This is a genomic window from Nocardia sp. NPDC056611, from assembly GCF_042792755.1.
GTDB lineage: Bacteria > Actinomycetota > Actinomycetes > Mycobacteriales > Mycobacteriaceae > Nocardia.
Genome location: NZ_JBHTVV010000002.1, coordinates 788278 through 814794, shown reverse-complemented (window position 1 = coordinate 814794; position 26517 = coordinate 788278). Strand labels below are relative to the sequence as shown.

Here is a 26517-nt window from a genome sequence, read left to right as displayed (position 1 = left end):
GTAGGAGTTGACGTAGCGGCAAGGTCAACTCGGCGGTGTGGTGTGCCGGGAGTAAACCGCCAGCATGTCCTCGACCAGACGCAGGATGGCGACATCGAGATCGGGGCGCTGATACACCCCGCGCACCACGGCCTCGCCGGAGAACAGGTGCAGCATCATGAAGAAGATGGATTCGCGCAGGTCGGCGGGGAAGTCGGCGAGGACGCCGCTGGCGTCGAGGGCGGCCACGATCTCGCGGTAGTAGTTCTCGGCGATGGGTGCGACGCGGTCGCGCAGTTCGGTGTCGGAGCGGGCGGCCAGGAAGATCTCGCGCAGCGCGTGGGTGAGGTTGGACTGCTGGGCCTGGCGCAGGAACCGCAGTGCGACGTCGAGTGGATTGTCCTGGGCGCCAAGCTGTTCCATGGTGACGCGGTAGCCGATGAGCTGGCGGGCGAAAATCTCCTCGGCGGTGCGCACGATGAGGTCCAGGCGGGTGTCGAACTGACGGAACATGGCCCCGGCCGATAGTCCGGCGCGGCCGCAGATCTCCTGCACGGTGGTGCGCTGGTAGCCGACCTCACCGATGGCCGCGATGGTGGCGTCCACCAGCTTGGCCACGGTGGCTGCCCGGCGCTCCTGCTGGGTGCGCCGCGGGCGGGAAACTTCGCTCACGACATCCCATCCTGCCCCGTGAACGCGGGCAGCAAATATCCGGCCCAGGGTGACCGTTGACACATTCACCACGGTCGGCATATGGTCGCCGCGCTACTTAGGAAATATCCACTCTCTTTCTTGGACGGGGGGGTACGCGGCCGCCGCAGCGGCGTGAAGGAGTGCGATATGACGGGGACCAGGACGATCGCGAGGGCGTGTGCGGCGATCGCGGCGGGAATGACCGTGGCGTTCTGCCCGGCAGTGACGGCAGGCGCCGATCCGGTGCCGGTGCAACCGAACCTGCCGTTCCCGATCCCGCCGGCGCCGCCGTATCTGGATCCGGGCTTCTACCAACCGGATCCGGCCCGGGTGGCGGCCGCGCAGCCCGGGGAGATCCTGGCTGCGCGGCAGGTGACCCTCGCCAATGTGTGGCTGCTGCCGCTCAATGCCGATGCCTGGCAGCTGTCGTATCGCAGCACGAACACCCGGGGCGAGCCGATCGCGGCGGTGGCGACGGTGGTCGTGCCGCATCGGCCCGCACCGAGCGGGCAGCGCGGGCTGGTCTCGTTCCAGATGGCCGAGGACTCCTTGTCGGTCAACTGCGCACCCTCCTACACGCTCCGCGTGGGTTCGCTGCCCAATCCACTGAATCCGGTGATGGAGGCCGAATTCGTGGAGGTGCAGGCCATGCTGCAGCTCGGGCACGCGGTGGTGATCCCCGATCACGAGGGCCCGAACGCCGCGTACGCGGTGGGCCCGCTGGGCGGGCGGATCACTCTGGACGGGATTCGCGCCGCGGAGCGCTTCGATCCGGCCGGCCTGCCGGGCACCGACACCCGGGTCGCGTTGTGGGGCTACTCGGGCGGCGCGATCCCGACCGCGCACGCCGCGGAGTTGCAGCCCACCTACGCGCCCGAGCTCACGCTGACCGGGGCGGCGGCGGGCGGGCTGATGGCCGATATCCGCGCGGCCATCGACTACAACAACGGCACGTCGAGCTTCGGCGGCGCGGTGCTGGGCGGCCTGTTCGGCGTGGCGCGGGAGTATCCGCAGGTGGATCGCTTCATCGCCGACCATATGAACCCGCTGGGCAAGGCCACTCGGCTGGTGCACGAGAACCAGTGCGTGGCGCTGCAATTCGCGGCGTTCCCGTTCGTGAACATCAAGGGCTTGTTCGACTATCCCGGTGATCCGATGCTGGCGCCGGAGGTGCAGCCGGTGCTCGACGAGCTGAGTCTGGGCCGTCGCGGGACGCCGATCGCGCCGCTCTATATCTATGAGGGCACTTTCGACGAGGTGATGCCGCTCAACGCGGTCAACAACACCTATGACATTTACTGCCACGACCCGAGCGCCCGGGTGCAGTACACGCGTGATCTGTTCAGCGAGCACGGCATCGCGGCGGTGTCGAATACCGCGAGCGCGGCGCTGTGGATCGATGACCGCCTCCATGGCGTTCCCGCGCCGCGGGGCTGCCACAACCGCGATGTGTATTCCGGCATTCTCGACCCGGGTGCGGTCGGCGCGTTCGTGAACACGATCGGGCAGACCCTCGCGTCGGCGCTCGGGATGCCAGTGTAGCGGCCGTACGATCGGGCTCATGCCAGCAACCCGGGTTTCGATCCTGCTCGCACTGACCGCCCTGGCCGCCGCCGGATGTTCGTCGGGCGGCGGCGGGGACGAGACGCCGCCCGCCTCGCTGACCGGTCGCACGTTCGTCTCGACGGCGGTGTCGGGGACCCCGATCCCGGGCGGCGGGCCGTTGACGCTGACCTTCACCGAGGGCCGGGTCTCGGCATCGTCGGGCTGCAATACCGCCAACGGTTCGGTCGACCTGCAGGGCACTACGATGCAGGTCGGCGAGCTGTCGTCGACCTTGATGGCGTGCCCCGGCGATCTGGCGGGCGCCGACGAATGGCAGAGTGCCCTGCTGCGTTCCCAGCCCACCTGGACCCTGTCCGGCGACACCCTCACGGTGAAGGGCAGCGGCTCCACGGTCACCATGCTCGACCGCAAGGTCGCCCACCCCGACAAGCCGCTGGTCGGCACCACCTGGGTCGTGACCACCCTGCTGCGCACGCAGGCCAAGATCCGTTCGGCCACTCTCGACGAGGTTCGCCCCACCCTGACGATCACCCCCGACGGCAAGGTCTCCGGCAGCGCGGGCTGCAATCAGATGACCGGCACCGCCGCGATCGACGGCGAGGACGTCACCTTCTCCATCGCCACCACCCGCATGATGTGCGCCCCCGAGGTCATGGAGGTCGAGCGGCAGGTCCTCGAGGCGCTGGACGGGAAAGCCGAGGCCACCATCGATTCCGACGTGCTGACCCTGCGTAACGCGGGTAATGGCGCCGGAATCGAACTGCGCGCCGAGTGAGACCGGGTCCGGCGAAAATCATTGTCGCCGGACGGTATCGGCGCGCTAGCGTCCGATTCCATGACGACTACGAGATTCCTGAATGTGGTGGATGTGGAGGCCACCTGCTGGGCGGGACCGAACCCGCCGGGACAGCCCAGCGAGATCATCGAAATCGGGTTGTGCGTGCTCGATACCGTGACCAGGGAACGGGTGAGCAAGCACAGCATTCTGGTGCGGCCCGAGCATTCGGCGGTGAGTGAATTCTGCACGAGCCTGACCACACTCACTCCCGAACAGGTGAGCGCGGGCATTACTTTCGCCGAGGCGTGTGAACGGCTGCGCACCGAATTTCACGCCGATTCGCGGCCGTGGGCCAGTTGGGGCGATTACGACCGCAAACAGTTCACCGCGCAATGCCAGGGCACGGGTGTGCGCTATCCGTTCGGTCGCAAGCACACCAACGCCAAACTGGCGTTCTCCGCGGCGCACGAGACCGAACGCCGCTACGGCATGGCGGGCGCGCTGCGGCTGTCCGGGCTGGCGTTGGAGGGAACACATCATCGCGGTGGGGACGATGCGTGGAATATCGCCGCCTTGATCGCGGAGCTGATGAGTAAGGGTTCGTGGCCGGGCTGACGCTTTGTGCCATTGCCCGAAAACCCTGCGCTACATGGTCTTTTATGCATGGTCGACTGACAACGGAATGTTGTGAACTAACGGCATTTCAATGTTTCAGCTCTGCGGCCCGACGACCCTAATGTTCATTTCCACGCCGAGGACCAGCTCCGCGGGCGTAGACCATCGAACATCTAGGAAATCCATGGCACACAGAGTTATTGCGCGCGGTATGGCCGCCTGCGCGGCGACCACCACGGCGGCGGGCGCGCTGGCGCTGTTCGGCGCGGGCGCGGCCCAGGCGGACCCGGGAACGATCACCTGGAGCGACGGCTCCTCGCAGTTCACCCGCACCGTCAGCAACACCACTCCCGCCGAGGGCGACACCGTCACGGTCAGCACCAAGTTCGAGCGCACCAGCTGGACCGACGAGTTCCTCTACAACATCAAGGACCGGCACGCGGCGTGCCTGACCTATGTGGCGGGCTCGGCCAAGATGACCGGCAATGACGGCGACTACCCGTACGCGAATCCCGAGGTCAATGCCGACGAGGGCAATGGCTACGGCTACGTGCGCGTGTCGTTCGGAGTCACCGAGTGGTCCGTGCAGAACCGTCCCGGCTTCCACCGCTCCCCCATCTTCACCGTGCAGTACAAGGTCGGACACGACTGCGCGCGCGGTGCGGCGCTGACCAGCGGCATGGATTACGGCGGGTCGCTCGGTTCGGGCAACTACGGCACCAAGGGCCCCTCGATCACGGTCGGCAAGAACGCGACCACCACCACGCTGGCCCCCGTGCAGAACGCGCGCGTCGGTGTGGCGACCACGTTGACCGCGACCGTCACCGGCGGCGCGGCGGGCGACCCGGTCGACTTCTTCGACGGCACAACGAAGATCGGCTCCGGGGCGCTGGACGCGGCCGGGACCGCGACCTTCCAGTGGACCCCCGCGGTGAAGGGCGACCACGGCCTGTCCGCGAAGTACGCGGGCACCGCGGCCGCCAATGGGTCGACCTCGGCGACGGTCACCGCGCAGGTGTCCGAGCAGAACCAGACCTCGACGGTGAGCCTGACCGCCGCCTCGGGCGCGCAGGTCGGCAAGGCGACCACGCTGACCGCCACGGTGAGCCCGGCCGCGGCGGGCGGCACCGTCGAGATCCGTGACGGGGACGCCTCCCTCGCGGTCGTCCCGGTGGGCAACGACGGCACCGCCGCCTACCAGTGGACCCCGGCCACGGCGGGCGCGCACTCCCTGACCGCGACCTTCTCCGGCCGCGACGGCGTCACCGGCTCCACCACGTCCACGCAGGTCACCGTGGCCGAGGCCCCGGCCCAGAACACCGACTCCACCACCACCCTGTCCCCGGTCTCGGGCGCGCAGGTCGGTAAGGCGGTGGCGGTGACCGCGACGGTGAAGCCCGGAACTGCCGGTGGCAGTGTCACTTTCAAGGACGGCAACACCGTGGTCGGCACCGCGCAGGTCTCCGGTGACGGCACCGCCACCATCCAGTGGACTCCGGCCACCGCGGGCCAGCGCACGCTGACCGCCGAGTACTCCGGCCAGGGCACCGTGAACGCGTCCTCGGACCGGGCCTCGGTCGTGGTGGCCACCGCCGCGGGCGGGGTCGACACCGGCAGCGGGACCGGCAGCCTCGGCTCCCTGCTCGGCGGCACCGGCTCGAGCAAGTAACGAGGTGATGTCGCCGGGCGGTCCCCTCCCCGCCGTCCGGCGACATCTTCGCGAAATGGTCCCCGGCCGCGCCGATTCGCGGCAGGCTGGACGGACTGGCCGAGGGATCGGATGTTGCCGCAGGTAGCGCCGCGTCACCTCTACGCTGAGTTCCCGGCGTACGCGACCTATAGGGCATATGGGAGGGCGTCATCAACGACCGCGAAGCGGATCTGGATCAGTGGTTTCGCGCGGAGGTCACCGCGGCGACACCGGGACCGGCTCGCGCGCAGGGGGAAACGATCGACGCCGCCTCCGGGCTCACCGGTGAGCTGGCCCTGGCCCTGTTCGACGCCCAGGCCACCTCGAGGCACCTGGATCTGGCCGCACGGCGGCTGGGCCGCGACGGACACGGCTACTACAGCATCGGATCGGCCGGGCACGAGGGCAATGCCGCGGTCGCGGCAGCGCTACGGGTCACCGATCCGGCGCTGCTGCACTATCGCTCGGGCGCGTTCTTCGTGCACCGCACCCGGCAGATCCCGGGCCTGGACCCGATCCGCGACGTCCTGCTGGGCGTGACCGCGGCGGCCGCCGACCCGATTTCCGGTGGGCGGCACAAGGTTTTCGGCAGCAAGCCCGCCCACATCATCCCGCAGACCTCCACCATCGCCTCGCATCTGCCGCGCGCGGTCGGCCTGGCCTTCGCGCTGGGGCGGGCCGCACAGCTGGGGCTGCGCACCGAATGGCCCACCGACGCGGTGGTGGTGTGCAGTTTCGGCGACGCCTCGGCCAATCACTCGACCGCCGCCGGAGCGATCAATACCGCGATCCACACCGCCCACCAGGGCGTGACCATGCCGATCCTGTTCGTGTGCGAGGACAACGGCCTGGGCATCAGCGTGCCCACCCCCCGCACCTGGATCGAACAGGCCTACGGCTCACGCCCCGGCCTGGCGTACTTCGACGCCGACGGCGCGGACCTGCCCGCGGCGCTGGCGGCGGCGACCGCGGCCGCCGATCATGTTCGCGCCCACCGCACGCCGGCCTTCCTGCGCCTGCGCACGGTGCGGCTGCTCGGCCACGCGGGCTCCGATGTCGAATCGGCCTACCGGCGCCCCGCCGACATGGCCGCCGATCTGCGCCGCGACCCGGTGGCCGCGACCGCCCGGCTGCTGGTCACCGCCGGGGTGGCGACCCCGGGCGCGATCCTGGCCCGCCACGACGAGATCGCCGAACAGGTCGCCAAGGCCGCCGACAGTGCCTGGCACGAACCGAAATTGGGCTCGGCCGCCGAAATACAGGCCCCCTTGGCTCCCGCGCGGCCCGCGGCGGTCCGCGCCGACGCCCTGCGCGGCACAGAGGGCCCCGAGTCGGTGCACGGCGACCCGCTCACCCTGGCCCAGGCGGTGAATCAGACCATGGCGCACCTGCTCGCCCGCGACCCGGACGTGCTGGTGTTCGGCGAGGACGTGGGCCGCAAGGGCGGGGTGTACGGCGTCACCAAGGGCCTGCAGCAAAGTTTCGGCGTGCGACGGGTTTTCGACACCCTGCTCGACGAGCAGAGCGTGCTGGGCACCGCGCTCGGCGCGGGCTTGGCGGGCTTCGTACCCATCCCGGAGATCCAATACCTGGCCTACGTCCACAATGCCGAGGACCAGTTGCGCGGCGAGGCGGCGACACTGTCGTTCTTCTCCGGCGGCCGCTATCGCAATCCGGTGGTGGTGCGCATCGCGGGTCTGGCGTATCAGAGGGGCTTCGGCGGCCACTTCCACAACGACAATTCCCTTGCCGCGCTGCGGGATATCCCCGGTCTGGTGCTGGCGGTGCCGTCGCGCGCCGACGACGCCGCGGCGATGCTGCGCACGTGTGTGGCGGCGGCGCGGGTGGACGGCCGGGTGTGTGTGTTCGTGGAGCCGATCGCCCTCTATCACACCCGCGACCTGCATCGCGACGGCGACGGCGGCTGGCTGGCGCCGATTTCCGGTGTGCGCCATGCCGAGATCGGCCGGGCCCGGGTCCACGGCACGGGCACGCACCTGACCATCGTGAGTTTCGGCAACGGGGTGCCGATGAGCCTGCGGGTGGCGCGGCGACTGGCCGAGCGCGACATCCACGCCCGGGTGCTGGACCTGCGCTGGCTGGCCCCGCTGCCGGTGGAGGATCTCCTCGACCATGCCCGCGCCACCGGGCGGGTGCTGATCGCCGACGAAACCCGCCGCAGCGGAGGCGTTTCCGAGGCGGTGTGCGCGGCGCTGCTGGACGCCGGATTCGACGGCGGGCTCGCCCGGGTCACCAGTGCCGACAGTTTCGTGCCGCTGGGCCCGGCGGCATCGTCGGTGCTATTGGACGAGGACGCGATCGAGGCGGGCGCGCTGCGCCTGCTGGCCGCGCGCCGGTGACCACGGACGGAGCCGGGCCTGCTCGCTTGGAAGCCCGGCCCCGCCCGTGGTCGACGCCGGTTCCGGTCGGCGCCCCGGTGCCGTCGGAGGACGACACCCAGCCCATCTACGTATCAACTACGTAGATACGTAATACCGTAGACGCGGGGCCGCCCGCAAGGGGCACGTAGCGACCCGCACACGATTCGCAAACTCGCGCGCGACAGTAAGGCTGTCCTCAGTTTTGCCCCCTACACTCGGGCGGATTCCACGGGAGGAGATCGGATGCGGGCCGCGCGATCGCGGGTGGGCCGATGAGTGTCGCCGTCTGTCTGTTGCTGTACGGGTTCGCGGTCGCGGTGCTCGCGCCCCGGGTGCTGCGGCGGATCAGCGCGTCGGGGGCCGCACCGCGCATCGCGGTCGCGGCGTGGGTGGCGGTGATGATCTCTACCCTGCTGGCATGGACGGTGACGGTGACCATCATCGTGGTCGACATCGGCACCCATAAGATCTCGGTGCTGCCGGCCCGCTTCCTCGACACCTGCCTCCTGCACCTGCACGACGCGGCGATCGGCCACTACGGGCGCCACCTGCAGACCGGCCTGCTGATCCTGTCCTTCTTCGCGGCCCTCGCGGGTCTGGTGGTCGCGTTCCGGCTCGCCACCACCCTGTGGCGATCGCACCGCAGCGCACTCGAGCACGCGCGCATGGCCCGCCTGGCCGGACGCCACCACCCCGAACTGGACGCCGTGATCCTCGACGTGGATCATCCCGCCGCGTATTGCGTTGCGGGCAAACCCCATACGATCGTGGTCAGCCGCGGCGTGCTCACCGCCCTCGACGACCACCACCTCGAAGCGGTGCTGTCCCACGAGCGCGCCCACCTGACCGGACGCCACCACCTGCTGCTCACCCTGACCCGCGGCCTGGCCACCGTGCTGCCGCGGGTCGACCTGTTCACCATCGGCGCGGCCGAGGTGGCGCGCCTGCTGGAAATGCTGGCCGACGACGCGGCCGCGCGCATCCACGGCCGCGACACGGTCCTGCAGGCCCTGCTCACCATGGCCGCGCTGCCCGAACAGTCCGACACCACCCACGCGGTGCTGCGCTCCCGTGTGCGGCGACTGTCCGAACCGGCCGATGTCGCCCGGTCCCACTCGCGCACCGCGGCCGTGGCCGCCACCCTGACCGCCATGCTCATTCCGGTGGCCGCGCTCATCGCGGCCACCATCGGCATCGAGGTCTGCCTGACCTGATCGTGGGCGATGTCAGCGCCGGGCCGGCAGCGGCTGGGTCGGGTAATCGACCACCCGGCCGGACGGGGGCATCCCGTGCGACGGGCGTTTACGATGGCGGCCGCCGCGCGTGGGCTCGCGTCCCGAACGGTCCAGCACCGCCAGCGCCACGGCCGCGATCACACCGATCACCACCAATCCCAGCCAGACCGCCCACTCCGTGCCCGCGGCGTGCGCCGCGCCCAGCAGCGCGCCCGTGGCCAGGTTGCCGATCAGGATTCCGATGCCCACCACGGTGTTGTAGAAGCCGTAATGCGTGGCCACCAGCCGATTTCCCGACAGCGACACCACGGTGTCCATCTCGAACGGGAACACCGCCGCCGTCCCCACCGCCAGCACCGCCGCCGCCAGCAGCAGCGCGCCGAGCGCCACCGCGTCACCGAAGATCCCGCCCGACGGCACGATCGCCAACGGCAGGAACGACACCGCCAGCAGCGCCACCCCCACCACCAGACCGCGCCCGGTCCCCCATCGGCCGCGGAACCAGGCCGTGATGCGCAACTGGCCCGCGACCGCGACGACACCGGAGATCACGAACAACGCCGAGGTCACCGCCTGCGCCCGGTCCCCCGCCAGGTATTCCGCCTGCAACGGCAGCGCCAGATACACCTGGAACGACAGCACATACGAGCCGACCATGGCCGCCGCGAACGCCACGAACCGGCGATTCGCCACCACCGTGCGCCAATCCTCGAGCACCGAGGTCCGCACGGCGGACTCGGCCGCGCGGCGCGCGGGCAACGCGAACAACTGGGCGACGGTCAGCGCCGCGAACACCACCGCCGCCGCGGCCGCCGTCACCCGGAAATCCAACGCCAGCAACGCCAATCCGACCAGCGGGCCCGCCAAGGTCCCAGCCTGATAGAAGACATTGAACACCGCGAACGCCTCCACCCGCCGCTCCCCCGCCTCGGCCGCGAGATAAGCGCGCACCGCCGGATTGAACAGCGCGCCCGCGAAACCCGTCGCCGCCGAGGCGATGATCAGGCTCGGCAGATCCGAGGCGAACGCCAGCAGCGCGAAACCCGCTGTCCGCAACAGACATCCGGCCACGATCAGCGGCTTGTACCCCAGCCGATCCGCCAGCGTGCCGCCCACCAGGAACATGCCCTGCTGCGAGAAGTTGCGCACGCCCAGCACCAGCCCGACCGCCCACGCCGCCAGCCCAAGGGGGCCGGACAGGTATCCGGCCAGATAGGGCATGAGCATGTAGAAGCCCAGATTGATGCCGAACTGGTTGACCATGAGCAGCTGGGCCGCCCGGTCGAACCCGCGAAACTTTGCCAGGACACTCACGACAGCGGTCCCGGGGTCGCGTCACGCGCGCGCTCGGGTATGCGGGGGTCGATGACGGTCGTGCAGCGGGTCCATCGTTCGACCTGCCGCTCGCGGGGATGGGCGATCACATCGGGCCCCGCCGGTTGGCCCGCGTCCAGCAGACCGTGTGCGGCGCAATAGGAGTCGTTGTAGACGGTGTCGAAGTAGCGGTGCGGACCATCCGGGAAGACGGCCGCGATGCGGGTGCCCTCAGGATGGGTGCGGGCCGCCCACCCGGCCACCAGCGCGACCGCGCCGACGCTCCAGCCGCCACTGGACAGGTAGCCCGAGGCCAGGGTCCGGCAGGCCCAGACCGACTCGGCCGGTGCGACCCAATGGATTTCGGTGAAGGCGGCGTAGTCGACATTGCGCGGATGGATGCTCGACCCGAGCCCGCGCATGAGGCGGGGACCGGCCTGCTGACCGAAGATGGTGGAGGCCACGGTGTCCACGCCGATCAGCGACAACGCGGGATTGGTGCGGCGCAGGGCGCGCGCGATGCCGGCGGAGTGGCCGCCGGTCCCGACAGCGCACACCAGCACGTCCACGCCGCCCAGCTGCTCGATCAGCTCCCGCGCGAGGGACTCATAGGCGTCCACGTTGTCGGGGTTGCTGTACTGGTCGGGGCACCAGGAACCCGGCTCCGCCGCCAGGAGCTCGGCGACGCGGTCGCGGCGCGCCTGCTGCCAGCCACCCTCCGGATGCGGTTCCCGCACCAGGTCCACCCGCGCACCGTAGGCCGCGAGCAGCTGGGCGACCATGGGTTCCAGGCCGGGATCGGTCACCACCGTCACGGGGTGCCCGTACACCAGCCCGGCCAGGGCCAACCCCAGACCCAGAGTGCCGCTGGATGATTCGATGATTCGCGCGCCGGGTGCGAGCTCGCCTCGCTCACGGGCGCGACGCACCATGTGCAATGCGGGCCGGTCCTTCATGCCGCCCGGATTGCGGCCTTCGAGTTTGGCCCAGAAGCCGCGCCCGGCCGGCGCGAAGGGCTCGCCCACCCACAGGACCGGCGTATTGCCGACCAGGGCGCGCGGTTCGCGGGCCAGTACGGGCAAGCCGGAGCTGGTGGTGAGCATGTCGAATTCGTCGAGCAGACCTCGGTCCATGACTGTCGCTTTCGGTATCGGACCGCCACGGGGGCGGAATGACGTGCACGGCAACGGACTCCGGCCGCGGGCGCTGGGCCCCGGCCTGCCGCTGACCGATCAGCGTCGGGCGATACACAAGCGCGTCAGCAGTAATCGGCCGCCGACCGCACCTCCCGGCGGTCCGCGCACCCCGTGGACGGCGGTGGCGACACCTTGGTTCGCGAGACCGACCTCGACCGCGTTCCGTTCGGCGGTGAACTCCGGAGCATGCTCCTCGCCGGGTGACGCCGAACGGATGGCGTGCTCGACATGCGGGTCACAGTGTGCGGATTCGCCGCCCAGCGGCTCGCCGGAGACTCCGGCGGTCTGGGCATGGCTCAATCCGGGCGAATGGTCGGCGCCCGCCCCGGCGGCGCAGTCGGTGATCGCGGCGACCAGTACCAGCACGGCGAACAGCAGTCCCCACAGGAACCGGCCCGAACCGCTGCCACGGCTCACGCCGCCACCTCCTGCCCGAATTCGACTGTTCCGCCGTCACTTTCACCGGTCGAGCGGCCATGGCGCCGTGCGAGGTCATCGCGCCGGAACCTGGTTGACACGCTCTCGAAACAATCTACTATCTACGTACGTAGTTCGTAGCAACCCCGTGACCGGGTTCACGTCCGCGCGAGGCGAATACGGAGCAAAAGGACAGGACACGCATGGGGTTCGCGCCATCGAAACGCCCGACACGCCGAACTCGCGACGTGCCTACGACAGTCAGGGCCACCGGCCCCCGACGATCAGCGCTTGCCGCGCGTGAACTTCCGCAGCGCCGCGCGCAGCCCCTCGGACTCCTCCGCGCTCATCTGCTCCACGAAATGCGCGAGCACCAACTCCGAACGGCCGCCGCTGCCCAGCGCCTCGCGCATGAGCCGCGCGCTGTACTCCTCGCGGCTGAGACTGGCCCAATAGCGGTAGGCCTTGCCGACCCGCTCACGCTCCAGCCAGCCCTTGCGGTGCAGGTTGTCCATGGTGGACATGACGGTGGTGTACGCGATGTCGCGCTCGGCGGCCAGCTCGTCGAACAGCTCCCGAACCGTCGTCTTCTCGGGGCGATCCCAGATCCGTTCGATGATGACGGTTTCCAGATCGCCGAAGCCTCGTGCACTCACGTCCGACGTCTCCTCACCTCGGCACGCCATTCGTACGTTCTACGTACGTAGACAGTAATGTGGGTGGCACGACCTCACAACATTTGGCGTTGTCCGGGTCCGCCGAGCCGCGCCGGGAGCGGCCTCACTCCGCCAGGCGGTGCCCCGCGTCCCGCAGAGCCGCCGACGCCTCCTCCAGCCGATGCGCCGGAACCAGGATGAGATCGGCATGGAAGGTCGAGGCGACGAACACCGGGATCGACGATTCCGCCAGCGGCCCGATCAGCGCGGCCAGCGCGCCGGGCGAGTTCAGACTCCCGGCGTCGATGCCGTAGAAGCCCTTCCAGGTCTCCCCCTCGGCCCACGCCGGCGCCTCACGAATCACGGTGAGCCCCTCCGGCGCTCGCACCAGCGCGATCCACTCGTCGTCCTCCGGAAACGTCGAATTCGGCAGATGATCCACCGCGAACTGCGACGGGACGATCCGCAAACGCTGGGAGCCGCTCATGGCCACATCGTAGGCGGCGGGCCCGACACTTCCGGCTCTCCCACCGCGCCGACCAGTATTGGTGCCAGCGACTAAAATTCGGATGACGGTTCCGGAACCGGGCCGTAGAGTCGGCGAAATGACCACCAGCCCACGACAAATCGCCACCGAGAACGAGCAGATCGCCATGCTCGGCAGCTACCACACCAGCGACGGGACCCTCGTCGACATCAGCGCCCCGCTGACCCAGGCCCGGGCCGGGACCCTCTGCCACGAGCCCGAGGAAGACCTCGGCACACCGGTCACCGGACCCTTCACCGGTCGCCCCGAGGTCACCGCCGAAGGCAGCCTCCAAGCCGCGCGCCGACTCCACACCGAAGGCGGAAAACGCCTGGCGGTACTCAACTTCGCGTCCGCTCGCAACCCCGGCGGCGGCTACATTCGCGGCGCCCGCGCCCAGGAAGAGGATCTCTGCCGCAGCGCACTGCTCTACCGGTGCCTGCTCGAGGCACCCCGCTACTACGAGGCCCACCGCGCCTCCGACGACCTGGGCTACAGCGATCGCGTCATCTACGCTCCCGAGGTCCCGGTCATCCGGGACGACCGCGGCGAACTCGACCCGCACCCGTTCACGACCTCTTTCCTGACCTCGCCCGCCCCGAATGCCGGTGCGCTCGCGGACCGTTCGGGCCACCCGGCCGATGTGCGCGGCCTCCTCGCCGAACGCGCCACCCGAGTACTGGCCGTCGCCGCCCATCACGGGGTGCGCGAACTGGTGCTCGGCGCCTGGGGTTGCGGCGTGTTCCGCAATGACCCGAACGAGGTCGCCGAAGCGTTCGACCTCGCGCTGCGCGCGCACGGCGCCGCCTTCGAGCGGGTCGTCTTCGCGGTGTGGGACCGCTCCCCCGTCTCGGCCAACCGTGCCGCGTTCGCAGCCCGATTCGGCTCGGCCGCATCCTCGTAGCCGCGGTTGCCCGCGGAACTCACGCCGGGTCCCGCGGCGGCCGCGACATTCTCGCAATCCATATTCAGATTGCAATATCTACAGACTTGGATACCCGTGATCTGAATCAGTCGAGACGCGACTGAGCGCGATGGTCGGCCTCGCCCCGTCAATCGGGCCAGACAGGCGACCGCTTCTCCAGGAAGGCGGCCATTCCCTCACTCGCGCCGGGCAATTGGGAGGCGGCGGCCATGACTTCCCGCGCGAGCGTGTACGCGTCCGCCTCGGGGCGGTCGAGCTGCGCGTAGAGGGTGCGCTTGCCCAGCGCCTTGCTGGCGCGACTCCCCCGCGTGGCCCGGCCGAGCAAGTCTGCGACGGCGGTGTCGAGCTCGGCGGCCGGTACCGCGTAATTGATCAAACCCCAGTCGACGGCGGTCCGAGCATCGATCACATCGCCGGTCAGCGCCAGCTCCATCAAGCGCTTTCGGCCGATGGACCGCGCAACGGGAACCGCCGGGGTGTGGCAGAACCAGCCGCCCTTGCCACCGGGCAGCGCGAAGCCCGCGGAGTCGGCGGCGACGGCCAGGTCACAGGAGGCGACGAGCTGACAACCAGCCGCGGTGGCCAGCCCCTGCACCCGCGCGATCACCACCTGCGGAACCTCTTCCAGGGTGGTCATCACCGCCTGGCACAACGTGAGCAGATCGCGAACACCGAGCAGGTCCCGCGCCGCGACATCCGCGAAATCATGGCCCGCGCTGAACACGGGCCCGGCCGCGGCCAGCACGATGCCGGACGCGTCGGTCTCCCCCGCCGCCCGGAACGCCGCGAGCAGTTCGGACAGATGATCGGCCGACAGCGCATTACGCCGATCGGGCCGGTTCATGGTGATGGTGACGGTGTCACCATCGGTTTTGACGAGCAGGTGCTCGTACTCCGCGGTCATACTTCCACGGTAGTGCGGGCGGCCCCCGTTCGCGGTCACACCGGCGAAGGCGCGGCCACCCCCAGTCGCAGCCATTGGCCGACCGAGGGAACCCTGTCGGTGTCCACGACCGCCACGAGGTACCAGCCGGGCGGAGCCAACGCCGGATTCGAGGGCATGGCCACCGAGACCGTGCCGGCCCCGGTCGCGGTGATCGGCAGATCGACCAGGCGCTGACTGTTATCGCAGGAGTGGGTGCATGACGTGGGATGCATGAGGCTCACCTCGCGGACGGCGGCCGACGTGGTCAGCGTCAGGGTCGCACCGTATTCCGCTGTGCCCGAAGTCATCTCGAATTCCGGTCGAGCGCCCCGGAACAGGTAGGGCGGCCAGAACACTTCGATGCGCAGTTCCTCGGTCTTGCGCTGCGGATTCGATCCGGCCGTCACCACTGTGCCGTCGGGAGTCAGGAGCGCCACCGAGTGGTACAGCCGCGCCACCCGCTGCGGGGCGGTCGGGGTCCAGGTTTCCGCGATCGGGTCGTAGATCTCCCCGCTGGGCGGGACCGCGTCGGCCGTCTCCTCCATCGCCGAACCGCCCGTGGCCAGCACGGTGCGGTCCGGCAGCACCACCGCGCAGACGTGCATGCGGGCGTAGGTCATGGGCGGACCCGCCTGGTAGGCGGGTACGGCGGCGCTCAGGTCGGCGATGCGCGTGTCGGACAATGCCATTCCGGGGCCGTGCGCGTCGACGGTGCCGCCGCCGAGGATCATGACCCGTTGCGCCTGCGCGGGCGGCAGCAGCACGCTGGTCGACTGGCTGCGGGATTCGGGATCGTAGAGGCCGGGCACCTCGGTGACCGAACCGAGCACGGGATCCCAGATCGAGGGCCGCATCCCGTTATTGGTGCCGTATTGCCCGCCGGTGTAGAAGATGCGGCCGTCGACGAGCAGCACCAGATGCGCGTACATCGGGATCGGCCCGGGCACCGGCAATTTCGACCAGGTGAGCTTCTCGGGATCGAACAGTTCCGGTGTCTGCGACAGGAACCCGTCCGCGCCGAGACCCGAAACAGCCACCACCTCCCCGGTTTTCAGCGCTGTCAGGGTGGGGTACCAACGCCCGTAATCCATATCGGGCTGCGCGGTCCACGTGAGCGTCGCCGGATCGAAGATCAGGGTGTCGCGCAGGCCGAAGAACGGGTCGTACTGCCCGGTTCCCCCCGCGGCCAGCACCCGCCCGTCCGGCAGGTACGCCTGCCCGGAACAGAACAGGTCGATGGGCGTGGCGGGCGCGGCCAGGCCGGGATTCGGGTAGTGCCAGACCCGGGTGCGGAACTCGTGGGCGTCGAGCCGGTCCGGATCGTTGCCGGATCCGGCGAAGAACAAGACGTCGCCGGTGTGCAGCAGCGCCGCGTGTACCGGATTCACCTCGGTGCCGAAATCCAGTATGCGCCAAGCGCCTTGGGTGGCCGCGGCGGACAGATCGGTATCGAGGTCCAGGACGCGCAGGTAGCCGGAGTTGCCGCCCGCGGGATGATCGATGGTGCCCACCACCAGTTTCGGGAGCTCGCCCGCGCCGGGCAGCAGCGCGACGGCCGCGCCCTGGTTGGCGGCGAAACCCCAGTCGGGCACGGGCGACCAACGGCTCCAGCCGTCCACGCAATGCCCGGTCCCGTCCAGTCCCCAGCCGACGGTGTACCGCCCGCCGTTCCCGTTGCGCGGGTGGTCGACGGTGAAGACGATGAGCTCGGGGCGGCCGTCGCCGTCCAGGTCGGCGGCGGTGAGGCCCGCGCCCTGGTTCTCCCAGCCCCACCAGTCGGGCACCTCGAGCCACGGCGTCCACTGCCCGACCGAGCCGTCCGCGGCCAGGCCCTTGGCCAGCCGGAATCGGCCGCTGTTCTGGCCGTCGGGATTGTCGACGGTCAGCACCACCAGGACCGGTTCGCCGTCGATGCTGGTCAGGCCGATGTCGGCGCCCTGGTTCTCCCAGCCGTACCAGTCCGGGATCTGCCGCCAGGGGGTCCAGCCGCCGGTGACGGCGCCGTCGGGGGCGAGGTCGCGGCCGATGCGGTAGTAGCCCTGGTTCTGGCCGGCGGGGTTGTCGACGAGGAAGACCACCAGGTCGGGTCGGTCGTTGCCGTTCAGGTCGCCGACCGCGATGCCCGCGCCCTGGTTCTCCCACCCCCACCAGTCGGGCACCGCCAGCCAGGGTCCCCACTCCCCGACCGTGCCGTCGGCGGCGAGGGTGTGGCCGACCCGGTAGCTTCCAGTGTTCTGGCCGGCCGGGTCGTCGACCATGAGGACCACGATGTCGAGTGCGCCCTGACCGTTCAGGTCGGCGACGGCGATGCCGCAGTCCTGATTGTCACGCGAGAACCAATTGGGAATGGGAACGAATTGCCCTGCCACACAGCACATTATCGGTGTCGCGCGCCGTATGCGGGAGCCGATGTCCAGATCTCGCCGATGGCCGTTTACGCCACGTTACGGAAAACCCTCCCGGCGAATGGGAAACCCATTACCCTGCGAAACGCTCTCGTTTCACACACTGAGGATTTCACCATGAACAAGGCACTCTGGGCCAACGGCCTGGCGCTCACCGCCGCCGCCCTGCTCGCCGGCGCGGGCACCGCGGAGGCGTCGCTGGCCACCGTCATCGGCTCCGACTCCACCTTCAAGGTCGGCATCGACATCCAGCCGGGCGTCTACAAGACCACAACCGCGACCCAGCTGTGCGCCTGGGCGCGCCTGTCCTCGCTCGCGGGCGGCACCGGCGCCACCATCGAGGCCGGCGGCGCGGTCGGCGGCAAGGCCACCGTCGAGATCAAGTCCACCGATGTCGCCTTCTTCACCAGCGGTTGCGGCACCTGGACCCTGGACACCACCACCACCGTGTCCGGCTCCTCGAACTTCAGCACCGGCAGCATCGGCGGCTTCATCCCGACCGGCTCCGCCTCGGGCTCGTCGCACTGATACGCGAGCGGTGAGCCGCCCACCCGGTGGGGGCGGCTCACCACACCCGCGCCGACCTCAGCAGTCGCAGCAGGTTTCCTCGCAGCAGCAACAGCCCTCGCCACAACAGCAGCAGCCCTCACCGCAGCACACGCAACCCTCGCAGCACGGCAGGCAGCAACCGCTCCGGCGACGCGGCGCGCGCCCGTAATAGCCGGGCCCCGGGCCGTATCCGCCGTAACCCGGCGGCGGGCCCCACGGGTCCGGACCGCGCCGACGCCACCGCGACCGCGGCGCGATAACGGCATGATTCGCGCACGCGGGCGCGGAGCCACCGAAGGTCCGGGTCACCGAGCGACCCAATTCGTGTTTCAGCAGTTTGTGAATCAGCCGCGAATCGGTGAATTCCACCTCCGCCAAAGCCAATTCGATGCCCAGCACAGCATCGACGCACAGCCGGTGCGCCTCGGCGACATCGGTACCCGTGGCCACCAGCGGATTCCATGTTCCGCGGGCCACGTCATCGGTCAGATCCTCGACCGAGTCGACCAGATGCGCGATGCGGCCGAACAATCGGCCGGCCTCGGTCAGGGCGGCCACATTACCGGGGCGGCCCGCCAGGATCGCGGTGTGCCCGAAGGCGGCCGCGGTGGCGGTCTCGGTGGGTTCGGTGACCGTGAGCAACGGGGTGCCCACCACGGCGGCGGCCTCGATCTCGGTCTGCCGGTCCACCGCCGTCACCAGGACGCCGGTATCGAAACCCAGTCTCGCGCCGGTGGATTCACCCTGACGGGCCCAGCGTTGGGCGATCCGCCGGGCGGCAGGACGGAATCCGGCCGTGCCCGCGACCCCGTCGTGGTCGTCGACATGATCGCGCACCTTGGCGGCGGCCAGGACCAGTGAGACCGTGGCCGCCAGCCGGACGCAGTCACCGGTGGCGACATCCGCGCGTCGCATGCCGCGCAGCGGGCAGGGCCCGGCCGCTCGGCGCGTGGGCGGCGCGGTGGACTGCGCCTCCACCAGGGCCGAGATGATCAGCCCGTCGTAATTGGTTGCCATGCGGGCGCTCTGACCGTGGTCGTCCCGCAAAGCCAGGCACAGGCCGCACAGTTGCGCCAGCCACGCCCGCCCGAGTTCCTCGCCCAACCGGTGACGGCAGGGCCGGATGATGCCGAACACCCTATCGACGGTAACCCTTCACGGGGGCATCCGTCGGGCGGATCGCGAATCCGCACCGCGTGTTCGTCGCCGACACCACATGGACGGTGTAGATCGAATCCAGTTGGGCGGCAGCGCGACAGCTCGCCCCGCGACCACCGCCACCGCTGCCGTTCTCACGCTCGACAGCGGCCCGGTGCCGGCGCCGACGCCGGAGCGGCTATTTGCCCGCCGCGTGCAGGGCGGCGAGGTAGCCGTAGACGATGGCGGGGCCGATGGTCGCGCCGGGACCGGCATAGGTGTGGCCCATGACGGGGGCGCTGGCGTTGCCCGCCGCGTACAGGCCCTCGATCACCGAACCGTCCGCCCGCAGGACGCGGCCGTCGGTGTCGGCACTCAGGCCGCCCTTGGTGCCGAGGTCACCGGGGACCAGCTTGGCGGCGTAATACGGACCGGTCTCCAGCGCGCCGAGGTTCGGGTTCGGGCGGTTGCGCGGGTCGCCGTAGTAGTTGTCGTAAGCGCTGTTGCCGCGGCCGAAGTCGGGATCGGTTCCGGCGGCGGCGAATTCATTGAAACGGGTCACCGTGGCGCGGAGGTTCTCGACCGGGATGCCGATCTTCTCCGCGAGTTCGGGGAGCGAGTCGGCGCGGGTCAGTGCGCCCGACTTGAACCAGCGGCCCGGCAGCGGCTGCCGGGGCGGGACGCCCGCGAACTGGTAGCGGTTGCGGTAGCGCTGGTCGAAGATCAGCCAGGCGGGCAGGTTCTCCCCCGGGCCCGCCCCCTGGCCGTATTCGCCGCCGTACATCTCGTGGGTCGCCTCCACATAGGGCAGGCACTCGTTCATGAACCGCTCGCCGCGGTCGTTGACCACGATGCTGCCCGGCAGGTTGCGTTCGGCCAGGCAGAACCAGGGCAGCCGCGGCAGCGGGATGGACGGGCCCCACCAGGCGTCGGCCATGAACTCGACCGCGCCACCGGCATTCTCGCCGGCGCGGATACCGTCGCCGGTATTGGCCTTCGCGCCGACGGTCCAGTCGGTGCCGATGGGTTCGCGCTGGTACTGCTTGCGCATGGCCTCGTTGTGCTCGAAACCGCCCGCCGCGATGATCACGCCGCGGCGGGCGGTGAGCATCAGCTCGCGGCCGTCGCGGCGCACCACCGCGCCGGTGACCCGGCCGTCCTCGGTACGCAGGTCGAGCAGCGGCGTCTCCAGCCACAGCGGGACGTTCGCCTCCAGCAGACCCGCGCGCAACATGGCGCTCAGGGCCTGGCCGCGGGCGAGGACGCGGCGGCGCAGCACGGTCGCCGCCAGCCAGCGGCCCGCGACGCGAGCCCCGGTCAGCGGGCTGCGCGGGTTGCGCAGGCCCAGGTGCAGCTGCCGGAACTCGGCCTGGGTGATCACGACGTTCTTCGGGGCGCGCACGTAATCCGGTTCCAGGGTGGACAATTCGGCGCCCAGACCGGTGGCGTTGTACGGCGCGGGCTCGACCGATCGGCCGTGCGAGCGGCCGCCGGGAGCCTCGGGGTAGTAGTCGGAGTAGCCGGGAACCCACCGCATGCGCATCGGCGAGTGCGCTGAGAGGAAGTCGAACGCCTCCGCGCCACGGTCGAGGAAGGTGTCGATGCGTTCGGCCGGCACGCCCGGACCGATGATGTCCTTCAAATAGACCCGCGCGGCCTCGAGGTCATCGGCCGGAGCGGATCCTCGCAGTGCCGAGTTGCCCGGAATCCACACACCGCCACCGGATCTCGCCGTCGATCCACCCCAGTAGGCCGCTTTCTCGACGATCACCGTCGACAGCCCGTGCTTCGCGGCGGTCAGCGCCGCCGCCATCCCTGCCGCACCGGATCCCACCACGATCACATCGAAGCTCTGGCCGGTCGCCTTGTCGTCCTGCATTGTTCCTCACCCTGTTCGTTCGTTCGAAGCTGTTCACTGACACGCCAAGGCTTTTCAGCCGCGCCAGCGCTCCCCGGTCACGGCGTCGAGCGCGCCCTCGACGCACACCGCCAGCGACATCTCCGGATGCGCCGAATTCCGCAGCCACTGCAGGTATCCGAACTCCGCCGCCGCCAGCATGAGATGCACCAGCAGGCCCGGGGTGCTGTCCTGGCCCGCGTCCCGCCCCATCCGCTCCGCGACCAGCTCGACCAAGCGCGCCCGATGTTCCGGCGTGATCAGCGCGACTCGCTCCAGCAGGTGCGGTGCGGTCTGGAACGCCGCCCGCCACTGCTCCAGGTCCTGTGCGGCCGAGCTCGTGGATCGAGTCAGAATCGCTTGCGCCAGCGCCACATCCGCGGATTCGGCCTCGTCCCGCCCTTCCAGCAGCGTCACGATCCGAGCCCCGCCCTCACGCACGGGATCGAGCAGCAGATCCTCCTTGCTGCGCACATGCCGGAAATAGGTACTGGCCGACACCCCCGCGGCCGCCGCGATCTGCTCGGTGGTCACCTCGCCGAATCCCTGCGCCGCGAACAGCTCGAACGCCGCCCGCTGAATCTCGGCCCGGATCTGCCGCCGTTGCCGCTCCCGTAGTGACATCCGCAGACCTCCTTCCGTCACCGACAGCATCTCCCTTTATGACAGTTACTGTCAAGAGTGGATTCACAGTCATCTTGCCGTCGATCCACGCAAACCGGGCAGGTACCGGCGACACAGCCCATGACATGCCGCGATTCGGCCGGACTCGCGTTGGGGCTCAGCAATACCCCGCATCATGGACGGCTGAAAGGAGGTTCGAATGGCCACCGTCATCGGCGCGGGCATCGCGGGCTCGGCCCTGGCAGGCGCACTCGCGCGCCGCGGCGCAGAGGTGACGCTCTACGAGCGGTCCGCACGCACCGACGCCGGGGCGTTCCTCTTCATCGACGGCCGCGGCCACGACGCCCTCACCGGCCTCGGCGTGGACACCGATGCGCTGATGGCCGCCTCGTACCCGCTGACCGGCGGCCTCTCCTACGCCGACAGCGCGGGCCGGCACGGCACCTCCCCCAGCCGCGGCCACCGATTCTGGTTGCGCCACAATCTGATGCGCGTCCTGCACGGCTTCGTCGAGTCGTCCGGCGCGCGAACGCACTACGGCCTGGCGGCAACCTGGACGGCACTCACCGATGACGTCACCGATGGCCTACTGATCGGAGCCGACGGCATCGATTCGGTAGTCCGGTCCCACATCGAACCCACTCGCGTCCCCGTCTACACCGGCGACAACGTCGTGTACGGCATGACCACCGAGCCGGTCGAACTCCTCACCTCCCCCGCCACGTTGCACTTCTTCGCCGAAACAGATTCCACCGGCAGGGTTTTCAGCACGCTCGGCCATCTCTGGCGGCCGGGTGATTCGGCGGCCCTGTGGTTCGTCCGCATCGTGGCGCCACCCCTGCCCGACCGCGGTGCCGCGTCCGGCGTCAGGCCCGTATCCGAATGGGCCGATCGCATCCGCGCCGCGTGTCCCTCCAACCTCGCGCTCGTGGATACGTTCCTGGGCGCCACCGCGTCGGTCCACGTCAGCAATGCCCGCACGATCCCCCTCGAAGACGCAGCATCGCCCGGCGAACGGATCCTGCTGATCGGCGACGCCGACCACGCCATCACCCCCGCCGCCGGAGTGGGCGCCCGCGACGCGCTCGAAGACGCCTACGCCGTCCACCAGGCCCTCATCTCGGGCGCATCCCCCGCCGACGCGATGACCGCCCGTCGTCACCGCATCCTCGCCGATCGGGCCGCAGCCCTGCGCGCCCGGCCGTCCGCGAGCCGAGCCCCGGCCTCATCCGAGGCCGGGCCCGACCGGTCCACCGACCTCAGACGCGACGCAGCGCCAGCACCGGAATAGCCCGGATTCCGGCCGTTTTCTCCGCGTACTCCGCGAATCCCGGATACCGCCGGGCCTGCTCGGCGTAGATCCGATCGCGGTCCGCGCCCTTCACCTCGGTGACGACGACCGGGAAGGTCTCGGTGCCGATCTCGGCCTGAGCCTTCCCAGCGGTGGTGAGGTTGTAGTACCAGTCCGGGTTGGTCGGCGCGCCCGCCTTGGAGGCGAAGACGTAGACGACCGCCGGGTCCTGCTCATCGGCCATGTACATGGTGGGCGTGACCAGCTCACGACCGGTCTTGCGGCCGCGGTGATGCACCAGGATCATCGGCGCGCCCTCGAACGGCCCGCCCACCCGGCCCGCGTTGGCCCGGAACTCGTTGATGATGTTCGTATTCCAGTCGCTCATACCGGTCATTCTGCCGACAAGGGCCGGGCATCCGTGGGATGCCCGGCCCTGTGCGACGGAAACCGTTACGGCAGCGGACCGCCGGCGGCGATGGCCGAGAGGGTGGCGAACTCGTCACCCTTCAGCGACGCGCCGCCCACCAGGGCGCCGTCGATGTCGGCCTGACCGACCAGTTCGCCGACGTTCTTGGCGTTGACCGAACCGCCGTAGAGGACGCGGACGCCCGCGGCCACTTCGGGATTCGCCAGTTCGGCGAGCTCCTTGCGGATGGCGCCGCAGACTTCCTGCGCGTCGGCCGGGGTGGCGACCTTGCCGGTGCCGATGGCCCAGACCGGCTCGTAGGCGACGACGACCTTGGAGATCTCCTCCGCCGTCAGGCCCTTGAGCGAACCGCGCAGCTGCTCGAGGTTGTATTCCACGTGGGTCTTGCTCTCGCGGACGCCCAGGCCCTCACCGATGCAGACGATCGGGGTGATGCCGTACTTCAGCGCCTGCTTGGCCTTGGCCAGCACGGTGGCGTCGTCCTCGTTGTGGTACTGACGCCGCTCCGAGTGGCCCACCACGACGAAGCTGCAACCCAGCTTCGCGAGCATGGACCCGCTGATCTCGCCGGTGTAGGCGCCCTCGTCGTGGGTGGAGACGTCCTGGGCACCGTAGGTGATCAGCAGACGGTCACCCTCGACCAGCGTCTGCACGCTGCGCAGGTCCACGAACGGCGGAACCACCGTGACGTCGACCTTGTCGAAGTACTTCTCCGGCAACGCGAACGCGATCTTCTGCACCAGAGCGATGGCCTCGAGGTGGTTGAGGTTCATCTTCCAGTTGCCGGCGATCAAAGGCTTACGTGCCATGGCTCAGTCCTCCAGAACCGCGAGACCGGGGAGTTCCTTGCCCTCCAGGTATTCCAGCGACGCGCCGCCACCGGTGGAGATGTGCGAGAAACCGTCATCGGGCAGACCCAGGGTGCGCACCGCCGCGGCGGAGTCGCCACCGCCGACGACCGTGAACGCGCCCTTCGAGGTGGCCGTGGCGATCGCCTCGGCGACACCGCGAGTACCGGCCGAGAACTTCTCGAACTCGAACACGCCCATCGGGCCGTTCCAGAACACCGTCTTGGCCTCGGTCAGCAGCGCGCCGAAGCGAGCGGCCGAGTCGGGGCCGATGTCCAGACCCATCCAGCCGTCCGGAATCTCGTGGGCGGGCACCGTCTTCGACTCCGCGTCCGCGGCGAACTTGTCGGCCACCACGATGTCCACCGGCAGGTGGATGACGTCGGCGTACTTGTCGAGCAGGCCCTTGCAGGTGTCGATCATCTCTTCCTGCAGCAGCGAGGTGCCCACCGAAAGGCCCTGTGCGGCAAGGAAGGTGAAGCACATGCCGCCACCGATGACCAGCGTGTCGACCTTCGGCGCGAGCGCCTCGATCACCGCCAGCTTGTCGGAGACCTTGGAGCCGCCGAGCACGACCGCGTACGGGCGGGCCGGGTCCTCGGTGAGCTTCTTCAGCACCTCGGTCTCGGCCGCGACCAGGTTGCCCGCGTAGTGCGGGAGCAGCTTGGCCACGTCGTAGACCGACGCCTGCTTGCGGTGCACCACACCGAAACCGTCGGACACGAAAGCGCCGTCGTCGCCGACCAGTTCGACCAGGGCGTTGGCGAGCTTGGTGCGCTCGGCATCGTCCTTGCTGGTCTCACGCGCGTCGAAACGGATGTTCTCGAGCAGCATGACATCACCGTCGGTGAGGCCCTCGGAACGGGCGAGCGCGTCCTGGCCCACCACGTCACCGGCCAGCTGGACATTGCGGCCCAGCTCCTCGGCCAGTCGCGCGGCGACCGGGGCGAGGGAGAACTTCGGGTCCGGCTCGCCCTTGGGGCGGCCCAGATGCGCGGTCACCACGACCTTGGCGCCGGCCTCGGCCAGCGCCTTGATGGTCGGCGCGGACGCGATGATGCGGCCCGGGTCGGTGATGACGCCGTTGTCGAGCGGCACGTTCAGGTCCGAGCGCACCAGCACGCCGCGGCCCTCGACGCCCTCGTTCAGCAGATCCTGGAGAGTCTTGATCGTCATCGGCGCTTAGAGGGACTTGCCGACGAGGCCGACGAGGTCGGCGAGACGGTTGGAGTAGCCCCACTCGTTGTCGTACCACGAGGCGACCTTGACCTGGTTGTCGATGACCTGGGTCAGCGGCGCGTCGTAGATGGAGGAGTGCGGGTCGGTCACGATGTCGGAGGAGACGATCGGGTCGACGTTGTACTTCAGGATGCCCTTCATCGGGCCGTCCGCGGCGGCCTTCATGGCGGCGTTGATCTCCTCGACCGAGGCGGCGCGCGCCAGGTCGACGGTCAGGTCGGTGAGCGAACCGGTCGGAACCGGCACGCGCAGCGCGTAACCGTTGAGCTTGCCGAGCAGCTCGGGCAGCACCAGGCCGATGGCCTTGGCGGCGCCGGTGCCGGTGGGCACGATGTTCAGCGCGGCGGCGCGGGCGCGACGCAGATCCGAGTGCGGGCCGTCCTGCAGGTTCTGGTCCTGGGTGTAGGCGTGCACGGTGGTCATCAGACCACGCTCGATGCCGAAGGAGTCGTTGAGCACCTTGGCGATCGGGCCCAGGCAGTTGGTGGTGCAGGACGCGTTCGAGATGATGTTCTGCGAACCGTCGTACTTGTCGTCGTTGACGCCCATCACGATGGTGATGTCCTCGCCCTTGGCGGGCGCGGAGATGATGACCTTCTTGGCGCCGGCGGCCAGGTGGCCCTTGGCCTTGGTGGCGTCGGTGAAGATACCGGTGGATTCGACGACCACGTCGACACCGAGGTCGCCCCACGGCAGGGCGGCGGGGCCCTCCTTGATGGCCAGCGCGGTGATGCGCTGGTCGCCGACGACGATGGTCTCGTCGCCGTCCAGGGAAACGTCCTGCGGCAGGCGGCCCAGAATCGAGTCGTACTTCAGCAGGGTCGCCAGCGACTTGTTGTCGGTCAGGTCATTGACCGCCACGATCTCGATGTCGGTGGTGCCGAGGGCCTTCTGCGCCTCGACGGCTCGGAAGAAGTTGCGCCCGATACGGCCGAAGCCGTTGATACCTACCCGGACAGTCACGTTTTCGCTCCTCAGCTTTGCGGATCGTTTCCGTTGCGGTGCTAACCCTAGCCCTGTAACAGAAACATCACGGACACACCCCCGCCACGGTGAACATACGAAAACGATCATTTTCGCCACAGACGACCGGAAGCGGGGGGGCGCGGGGGGGGGGGCGCGGCCCCCGCCGAGAAAACCCCCCGGGACGCGCGAGGGATAGGGCCCCCCCCCCGGGGGCGGGCGAGAGGGCCCCGAGAGA

General features: G+C 69.6%; 24 protein-coding genes. 9 read left to right on the top strand and 15 right to left on the bottom strand.

What is annotated here, in order from left to right; translation table 11 throughout:
• Positions 1-24: 24 nt before the first annotated feature.
• Positions 25-651: a TetR/AcrR family transcriptional regulator gene (locus ACFRAQ_RS12390; RefSeq protein ID WP_379098005.1), complete on the bottom strand. Its 627-nt coding sequence runs from the start codon at positions 649-651 to the stop codon at positions 25-27.
• 168 nt (positions 652-819) lie between these two features.
• Between ACFRAQ_RS12390 and ACFRAQ_RS12385 the strand changes: the two genes are divergently transcribed.
• The 6 genes from ACFRAQ_RS12385 (at position 820) to ACFRAQ_RS12360 (ending at position 8916) form a co-directional block, all read left to right on the top strand.
• Positions 820-2214: a lipase family protein gene (locus ACFRAQ_RS12385; RefSeq protein WP_379098003.1), complete on the top strand. Its 1395-nt coding sequence runs from the start codon at positions 820-822 to the stop codon at positions 2212-2214.
• 19 nt (positions 2215-2233) lie between these two features.
• The gene (locus ACFRAQ_RS12380) at positions 2234-3013 is read left to right on the top strand and encodes an META domain-containing protein (protein ID WP_379098000.1); all 780 of its coding nucleotides are present in this window, start codon (positions 2234-2236) and stop codon (positions 3011-3013) included.
• A 60-nt stretch (positions 3014-3073) separates the two neighbouring features.
• Positions 3074-3631 carry an exonuclease domain-containing protein gene (locus tag ACFRAQ_RS12375; protein ID WP_379097997.1) on the top strand — a complete coding sequence of 186 codons (558 nt, stop codon included), beginning with the start codon at positions 3074-3076 and terminating at the stop codon, positions 3629-3631.
• 184 nt (positions 3632-3815) lie between these two features.
• Positions 3816-5300, top strand: a complete 1485-nt coding sequence (locus ACFRAQ_RS12370; protein ID WP_379097994.1) for an Ig-like domain-containing protein — start codon at positions 3816-3818, stop codon at positions 5298-5300.
• Between the two features lie 191 nt (positions 5301-5491).
• Positions 5492-7681, top strand: coding sequence for a thiamine pyrophosphate-dependent enzyme (locus tag ACFRAQ_RS12365; RefSeq protein WP_379100235.1), 2190 nt, complete (start codon positions 5492-5494; stop codon positions 7679-7681).
• A 293-nt stretch (positions 7682-7974) separates the two neighbouring features.
• The gene (locus ACFRAQ_RS12360; protein WP_379097991.1) at positions 7975-8916 is read left to right on the top strand and encodes a M56 family metallopeptidase; all 942 of its coding nucleotides are present in this window, start codon (positions 7975-7977) and stop codon (positions 8914-8916) included.
• A 12-nt stretch (positions 8917-8928) separates the two neighbouring features.
• Here the strand turns inward: ACFRAQ_RS12360 and ACFRAQ_RS12355 are convergent, their stop codons facing one another.
• From ACFRAQ_RS12355 to ACFRAQ_RS12335, 5 genes are all read right to left on the bottom strand, one after another.
• Positions 8929-10251, bottom strand: a complete 1323-nt coding sequence (locus ACFRAQ_RS12355) for an MFS transporter (protein ID WP_379097988.1) — start codon at positions 10249-10251, stop codon at positions 8929-8931.
• Positions 10248-11384, bottom strand: coding sequence for a PLP-dependent cysteine synthase family protein (locus ACFRAQ_RS12350; protein WP_379097985.1), 1137 nt, complete (start codon positions 11382-11384; stop codon positions 10248-10250). The genes ACFRAQ_RS12355 and ACFRAQ_RS12350 overlap by 4 nt, the downstream gene beginning before the upstream one ends.
• Positions 11385-11483: 99 nt before the next feature.
• Positions 11484-11864, bottom strand: a complete 381-nt coding sequence (locus tag ACFRAQ_RS12345) for a hypothetical protein (RefSeq protein WP_379097982.1) — start codon at positions 11862-11864, stop codon at positions 11484-11486.
• A 284-nt stretch (positions 11865-12148) separates the two neighbouring features.
• On the bottom strand, positions 12149-12520 hold the full coding sequence (locus ACFRAQ_RS12340; protein WP_379097979.1) for a BlaI/MecI/CopY family transcriptional regulator: 372 nt from the start codon (positions 12518-12520) through the stop codon (positions 12149-12151).
• A 124-nt stretch (positions 12521-12644) separates the two neighbouring features.
• Positions 12645-13007: an ACT domain-containing protein gene (locus ACFRAQ_RS12335; RefSeq protein ID WP_379097976.1), complete on the bottom strand. Its 363-nt coding sequence runs from the start codon at positions 13005-13007 to the stop codon at positions 12645-12647.
• Between the two features lie 118 nt (positions 13008-13125).
• Here ACFRAQ_RS12335 and ACFRAQ_RS12330 point away from each other — a divergent pair, with 118 nt between their 5' ends.
• A complete protein-coding gene (locus ACFRAQ_RS12330) occupies positions 13126-13950 on the top strand; it encodes a TIGR02452 family protein (protein WP_379097973.1) in 825 nt (274 codons plus the stop codon).
• Positions 13951-14098: 148 nt separating this feature from the next.
• On the opposite strand, the gene ACFRAQ_RS12325 is transcribed toward ACFRAQ_RS12330, so the two are convergent.
• A complete protein-coding gene (locus ACFRAQ_RS12325; RefSeq protein ID WP_379097969.1) occupies positions 14099-14875 on the bottom strand; it encodes an enoyl-CoA hydratase-related protein in 777 nt (258 codons plus the stop codon).
• Between the two features lie 35 nt (positions 14876-14910).
• Positions 14911-17265: a galactose oxidase-like domain-containing protein gene (locus tag ACFRAQ_RS12320; RefSeq protein WP_379097966.1), complete on the bottom strand. Its 2355-nt coding sequence runs from the start codon at positions 17263-17265 to the stop codon at positions 14911-14913.
• 153 nt (positions 17266-17418) lie between these two features.
• On the opposite strand from ACFRAQ_RS12320, the gene ACFRAQ_RS12315 reads away from it, so the two are divergent.
• Entirely contained in the window at positions 17419-17829 is a 411-nt protein-coding gene (locus ACFRAQ_RS12315; RefSeq protein WP_379097963.1) for a hypothetical protein, read from the top strand.
• A 57-nt stretch (positions 17830-17886) separates the two neighbouring features.
• Here the strand turns inward: ACFRAQ_RS12315 and ACFRAQ_RS12310 are convergent, their stop codons facing one another.
• The 3 genes from ACFRAQ_RS12310 to ACFRAQ_RS12300 form a co-directional block, all read right to left on the bottom strand.
• Entirely contained in the window at positions 17887-18987 is a 1101-nt protein-coding gene (locus ACFRAQ_RS12310) for a DUF5685 family protein (protein WP_379097960.1), read from the bottom strand.
• 199 nt (positions 18988-19186) lie between these two features.
• Positions 19187-20866: a 3-oxosteroid 1-dehydrogenase gene (gene kstD, locus ACFRAQ_RS12305; protein ID WP_379097957.1), complete on the bottom strand. Its 1680-nt coding sequence runs from the start codon at positions 20864-20866 to the stop codon at positions 19187-19189.
• A gap of 54 nt (positions 20867-20920) precedes the next feature.
• Positions 20921-21508, bottom strand: coding sequence for a TetR/AcrR family transcriptional regulator (locus ACFRAQ_RS12300; protein ID WP_379097955.1), 588 nt, complete (start codon positions 21506-21508; stop codon positions 20921-20923).
• A gap of 199 nt (positions 21509-21707) precedes the next feature.
• Between ACFRAQ_RS12300 and ACFRAQ_RS12295 the strand changes: the two genes are divergently transcribed.
• Positions 21708-22799 (top strand): FAD-dependent oxidoreductase, encoded by a 1092-nt coding sequence (locus tag ACFRAQ_RS12295; protein ID WP_379097952.1) that lies wholly within the window; start codon positions 21708-21710, stop codon positions 22797-22799.
• Here the strand turns inward: ACFRAQ_RS12295 and ACFRAQ_RS12290 are convergent.
• The 4 genes from ACFRAQ_RS12290 to gap are packed head-to-tail and all read right to left on the bottom strand — an operon-like array spanning position 22768 to position 26279.
• Positions 22768-23196 carry a nitroreductase/quinone reductase family protein gene (locus tag ACFRAQ_RS12290; protein WP_379097949.1) on the bottom strand — a complete coding sequence of 143 codons (429 nt, stop codon included), beginning with the start codon at positions 23194-23196 and terminating at the stop codon, positions 22768-22770. The two genes, ACFRAQ_RS12295 and ACFRAQ_RS12290, sit on opposite strands and share 32 nt — an antisense overlap.
• Positions 23197-23252: 56 nt before the next feature.
• Positions 23253-24038: a triose-phosphate isomerase gene (gene tpiA / locus ACFRAQ_RS12285; RefSeq protein WP_357286240.1), complete on the bottom strand. Its 786-nt coding sequence runs from the start codon at positions 24036-24038 to the stop codon at positions 23253-23255.
• Positions 24039-24041: 3 nt separating this feature from the next.
• Positions 24042-25253 carry a phosphoglycerate kinase gene (locus ACFRAQ_RS12280; protein WP_379097944.1) on the bottom strand — a complete coding sequence of 404 codons (1212 nt, stop codon included), beginning with the start codon at positions 25251-25253 and terminating at the stop codon, positions 24042-24044.
• Positions 25254-25259: 6 nt separating this feature from the next.
• Positions 25260-26279 (bottom strand): type I glyceraldehyde-3-phosphate dehydrogenase, encoded by a 1020-nt coding sequence (gene gap / locus ACFRAQ_RS12275; protein ID WP_357083207.1) that lies wholly within the window; start codon positions 26277-26279, stop codon positions 25260-25262.
• Positions 26280-26517 lie beyond the last annotated feature (238 nt).

What these genes read in the sequence shown, in the direction of transcription:
- ACFRAQ_RS12370 (WP_379097994.1), top strand. Translation starts at nt 3,816, where the DNA reads ATGGCACACAGAGTTATTGCGCGCGGTATGGCCGCCTGCGCGGCGACC.
- tpiA (WP_357286240.1), bottom strand. Translation starts at nt 24,038, where the DNA reads ATGGCACGTAAGCCTTTGATCGCCGGCAACTGGAAGATGAACCTCAAC.
- ACFRAQ_RS12290 (WP_379097949.1), bottom strand. Translation starts at nt 23,196, where the DNA reads ATGACCGGTATGAGCGACTGGAATACGAACATCATCAACGAGTTCCGG.
- kstD (WP_379097957.1), bottom strand. Translation starts at nt 20,866, where the DNA reads ATGCAGGACGACAAGGCGACCGGCCAGAGCTTCGATGTGATCGTGGTG.
- ACFRAQ_RS12280 (WP_379097944.1), bottom strand. Translation starts at nt 25,253, where the DNA reads ATGACGATCAAGACTCTCCAGGATCTGCTGAACGAGGGCGTCGAGGGC.
- ACFRAQ_RS12335 (WP_379097976.1), bottom strand. Translation starts at nt 13,007, where the DNA reads ATGAGCGGCTCCCAGCGTTTGCGGATCGTCCCGTCGCAGTTCGCGGTG.
- ACFRAQ_RS12300 (WP_379097955.1), bottom strand. Translation starts at nt 21,508, where the DNA reads ATGTCACTACGGGAGCGGCAACGGCGGCAGATCCGGGCCGAGATTCAG.
- ACFRAQ_RS12380 (WP_379098000.1), top strand. Translation starts at nt 2,234, where the DNA reads ATGCCAGCAACCCGGGTTTCGATCCTGCTCGCACTGACCGCCCTGGCC.
- ACFRAQ_RS12385 (WP_379098003.1), top strand. Translation starts at nt 820, where the DNA reads ATGACGGGGACCAGGACGATCGCGAGGGCGTGTGCGGCGATCGCGGCG.
- ACFRAQ_RS12350 (WP_379097985.1), bottom strand. Translation starts at nt 11,384, where the DNA reads ATGGACCGAGGTCTGCTCGACGAATTCGACATGCTCACCACCAGCTCC.
- ACFRAQ_RS12325 (WP_379097969.1), bottom strand. Translation starts at nt 14,875, where the DNA reads ATGACCGCGGAGTACGAGCACCTGCTCGTCAAAACCGATGGTGACACC.
- ACFRAQ_RS12315 (WP_379097963.1), top strand. Translation starts at nt 17,419, where the DNA reads ATGAACAAGGCACTCTGGGCCAACGGCCTGGCGCTCACCGCCGCCGCC.
- ACFRAQ_RS12330 (WP_379097973.1), top strand. Translation starts at nt 13,126, where the DNA reads ATGACCACCAGCCCACGACAAATCGCCACCGAGAACGAGCAGATCGCC.
- ACFRAQ_RS12360 (WP_379097991.1), top strand. Translation starts at nt 7,975, where the DNA reads ATGAGTGTCGCCGTCTGTCTGTTGCTGTACGGGTTCGCGGTCGCGGTG.
- ACFRAQ_RS12375 (WP_379097997.1), top strand. Translation starts at nt 3,074, where the DNA reads ATGACGACTACGAGATTCCTGAATGTGGTGGATGTGGAGGCCACCTGC.
- ACFRAQ_RS12295 (WP_379097952.1), top strand. Translation starts at nt 21,708, where the DNA reads ATGGCCACCGTCATCGGCGCGGGCATCGCGGGCTCGGCCCTGGCAGGC.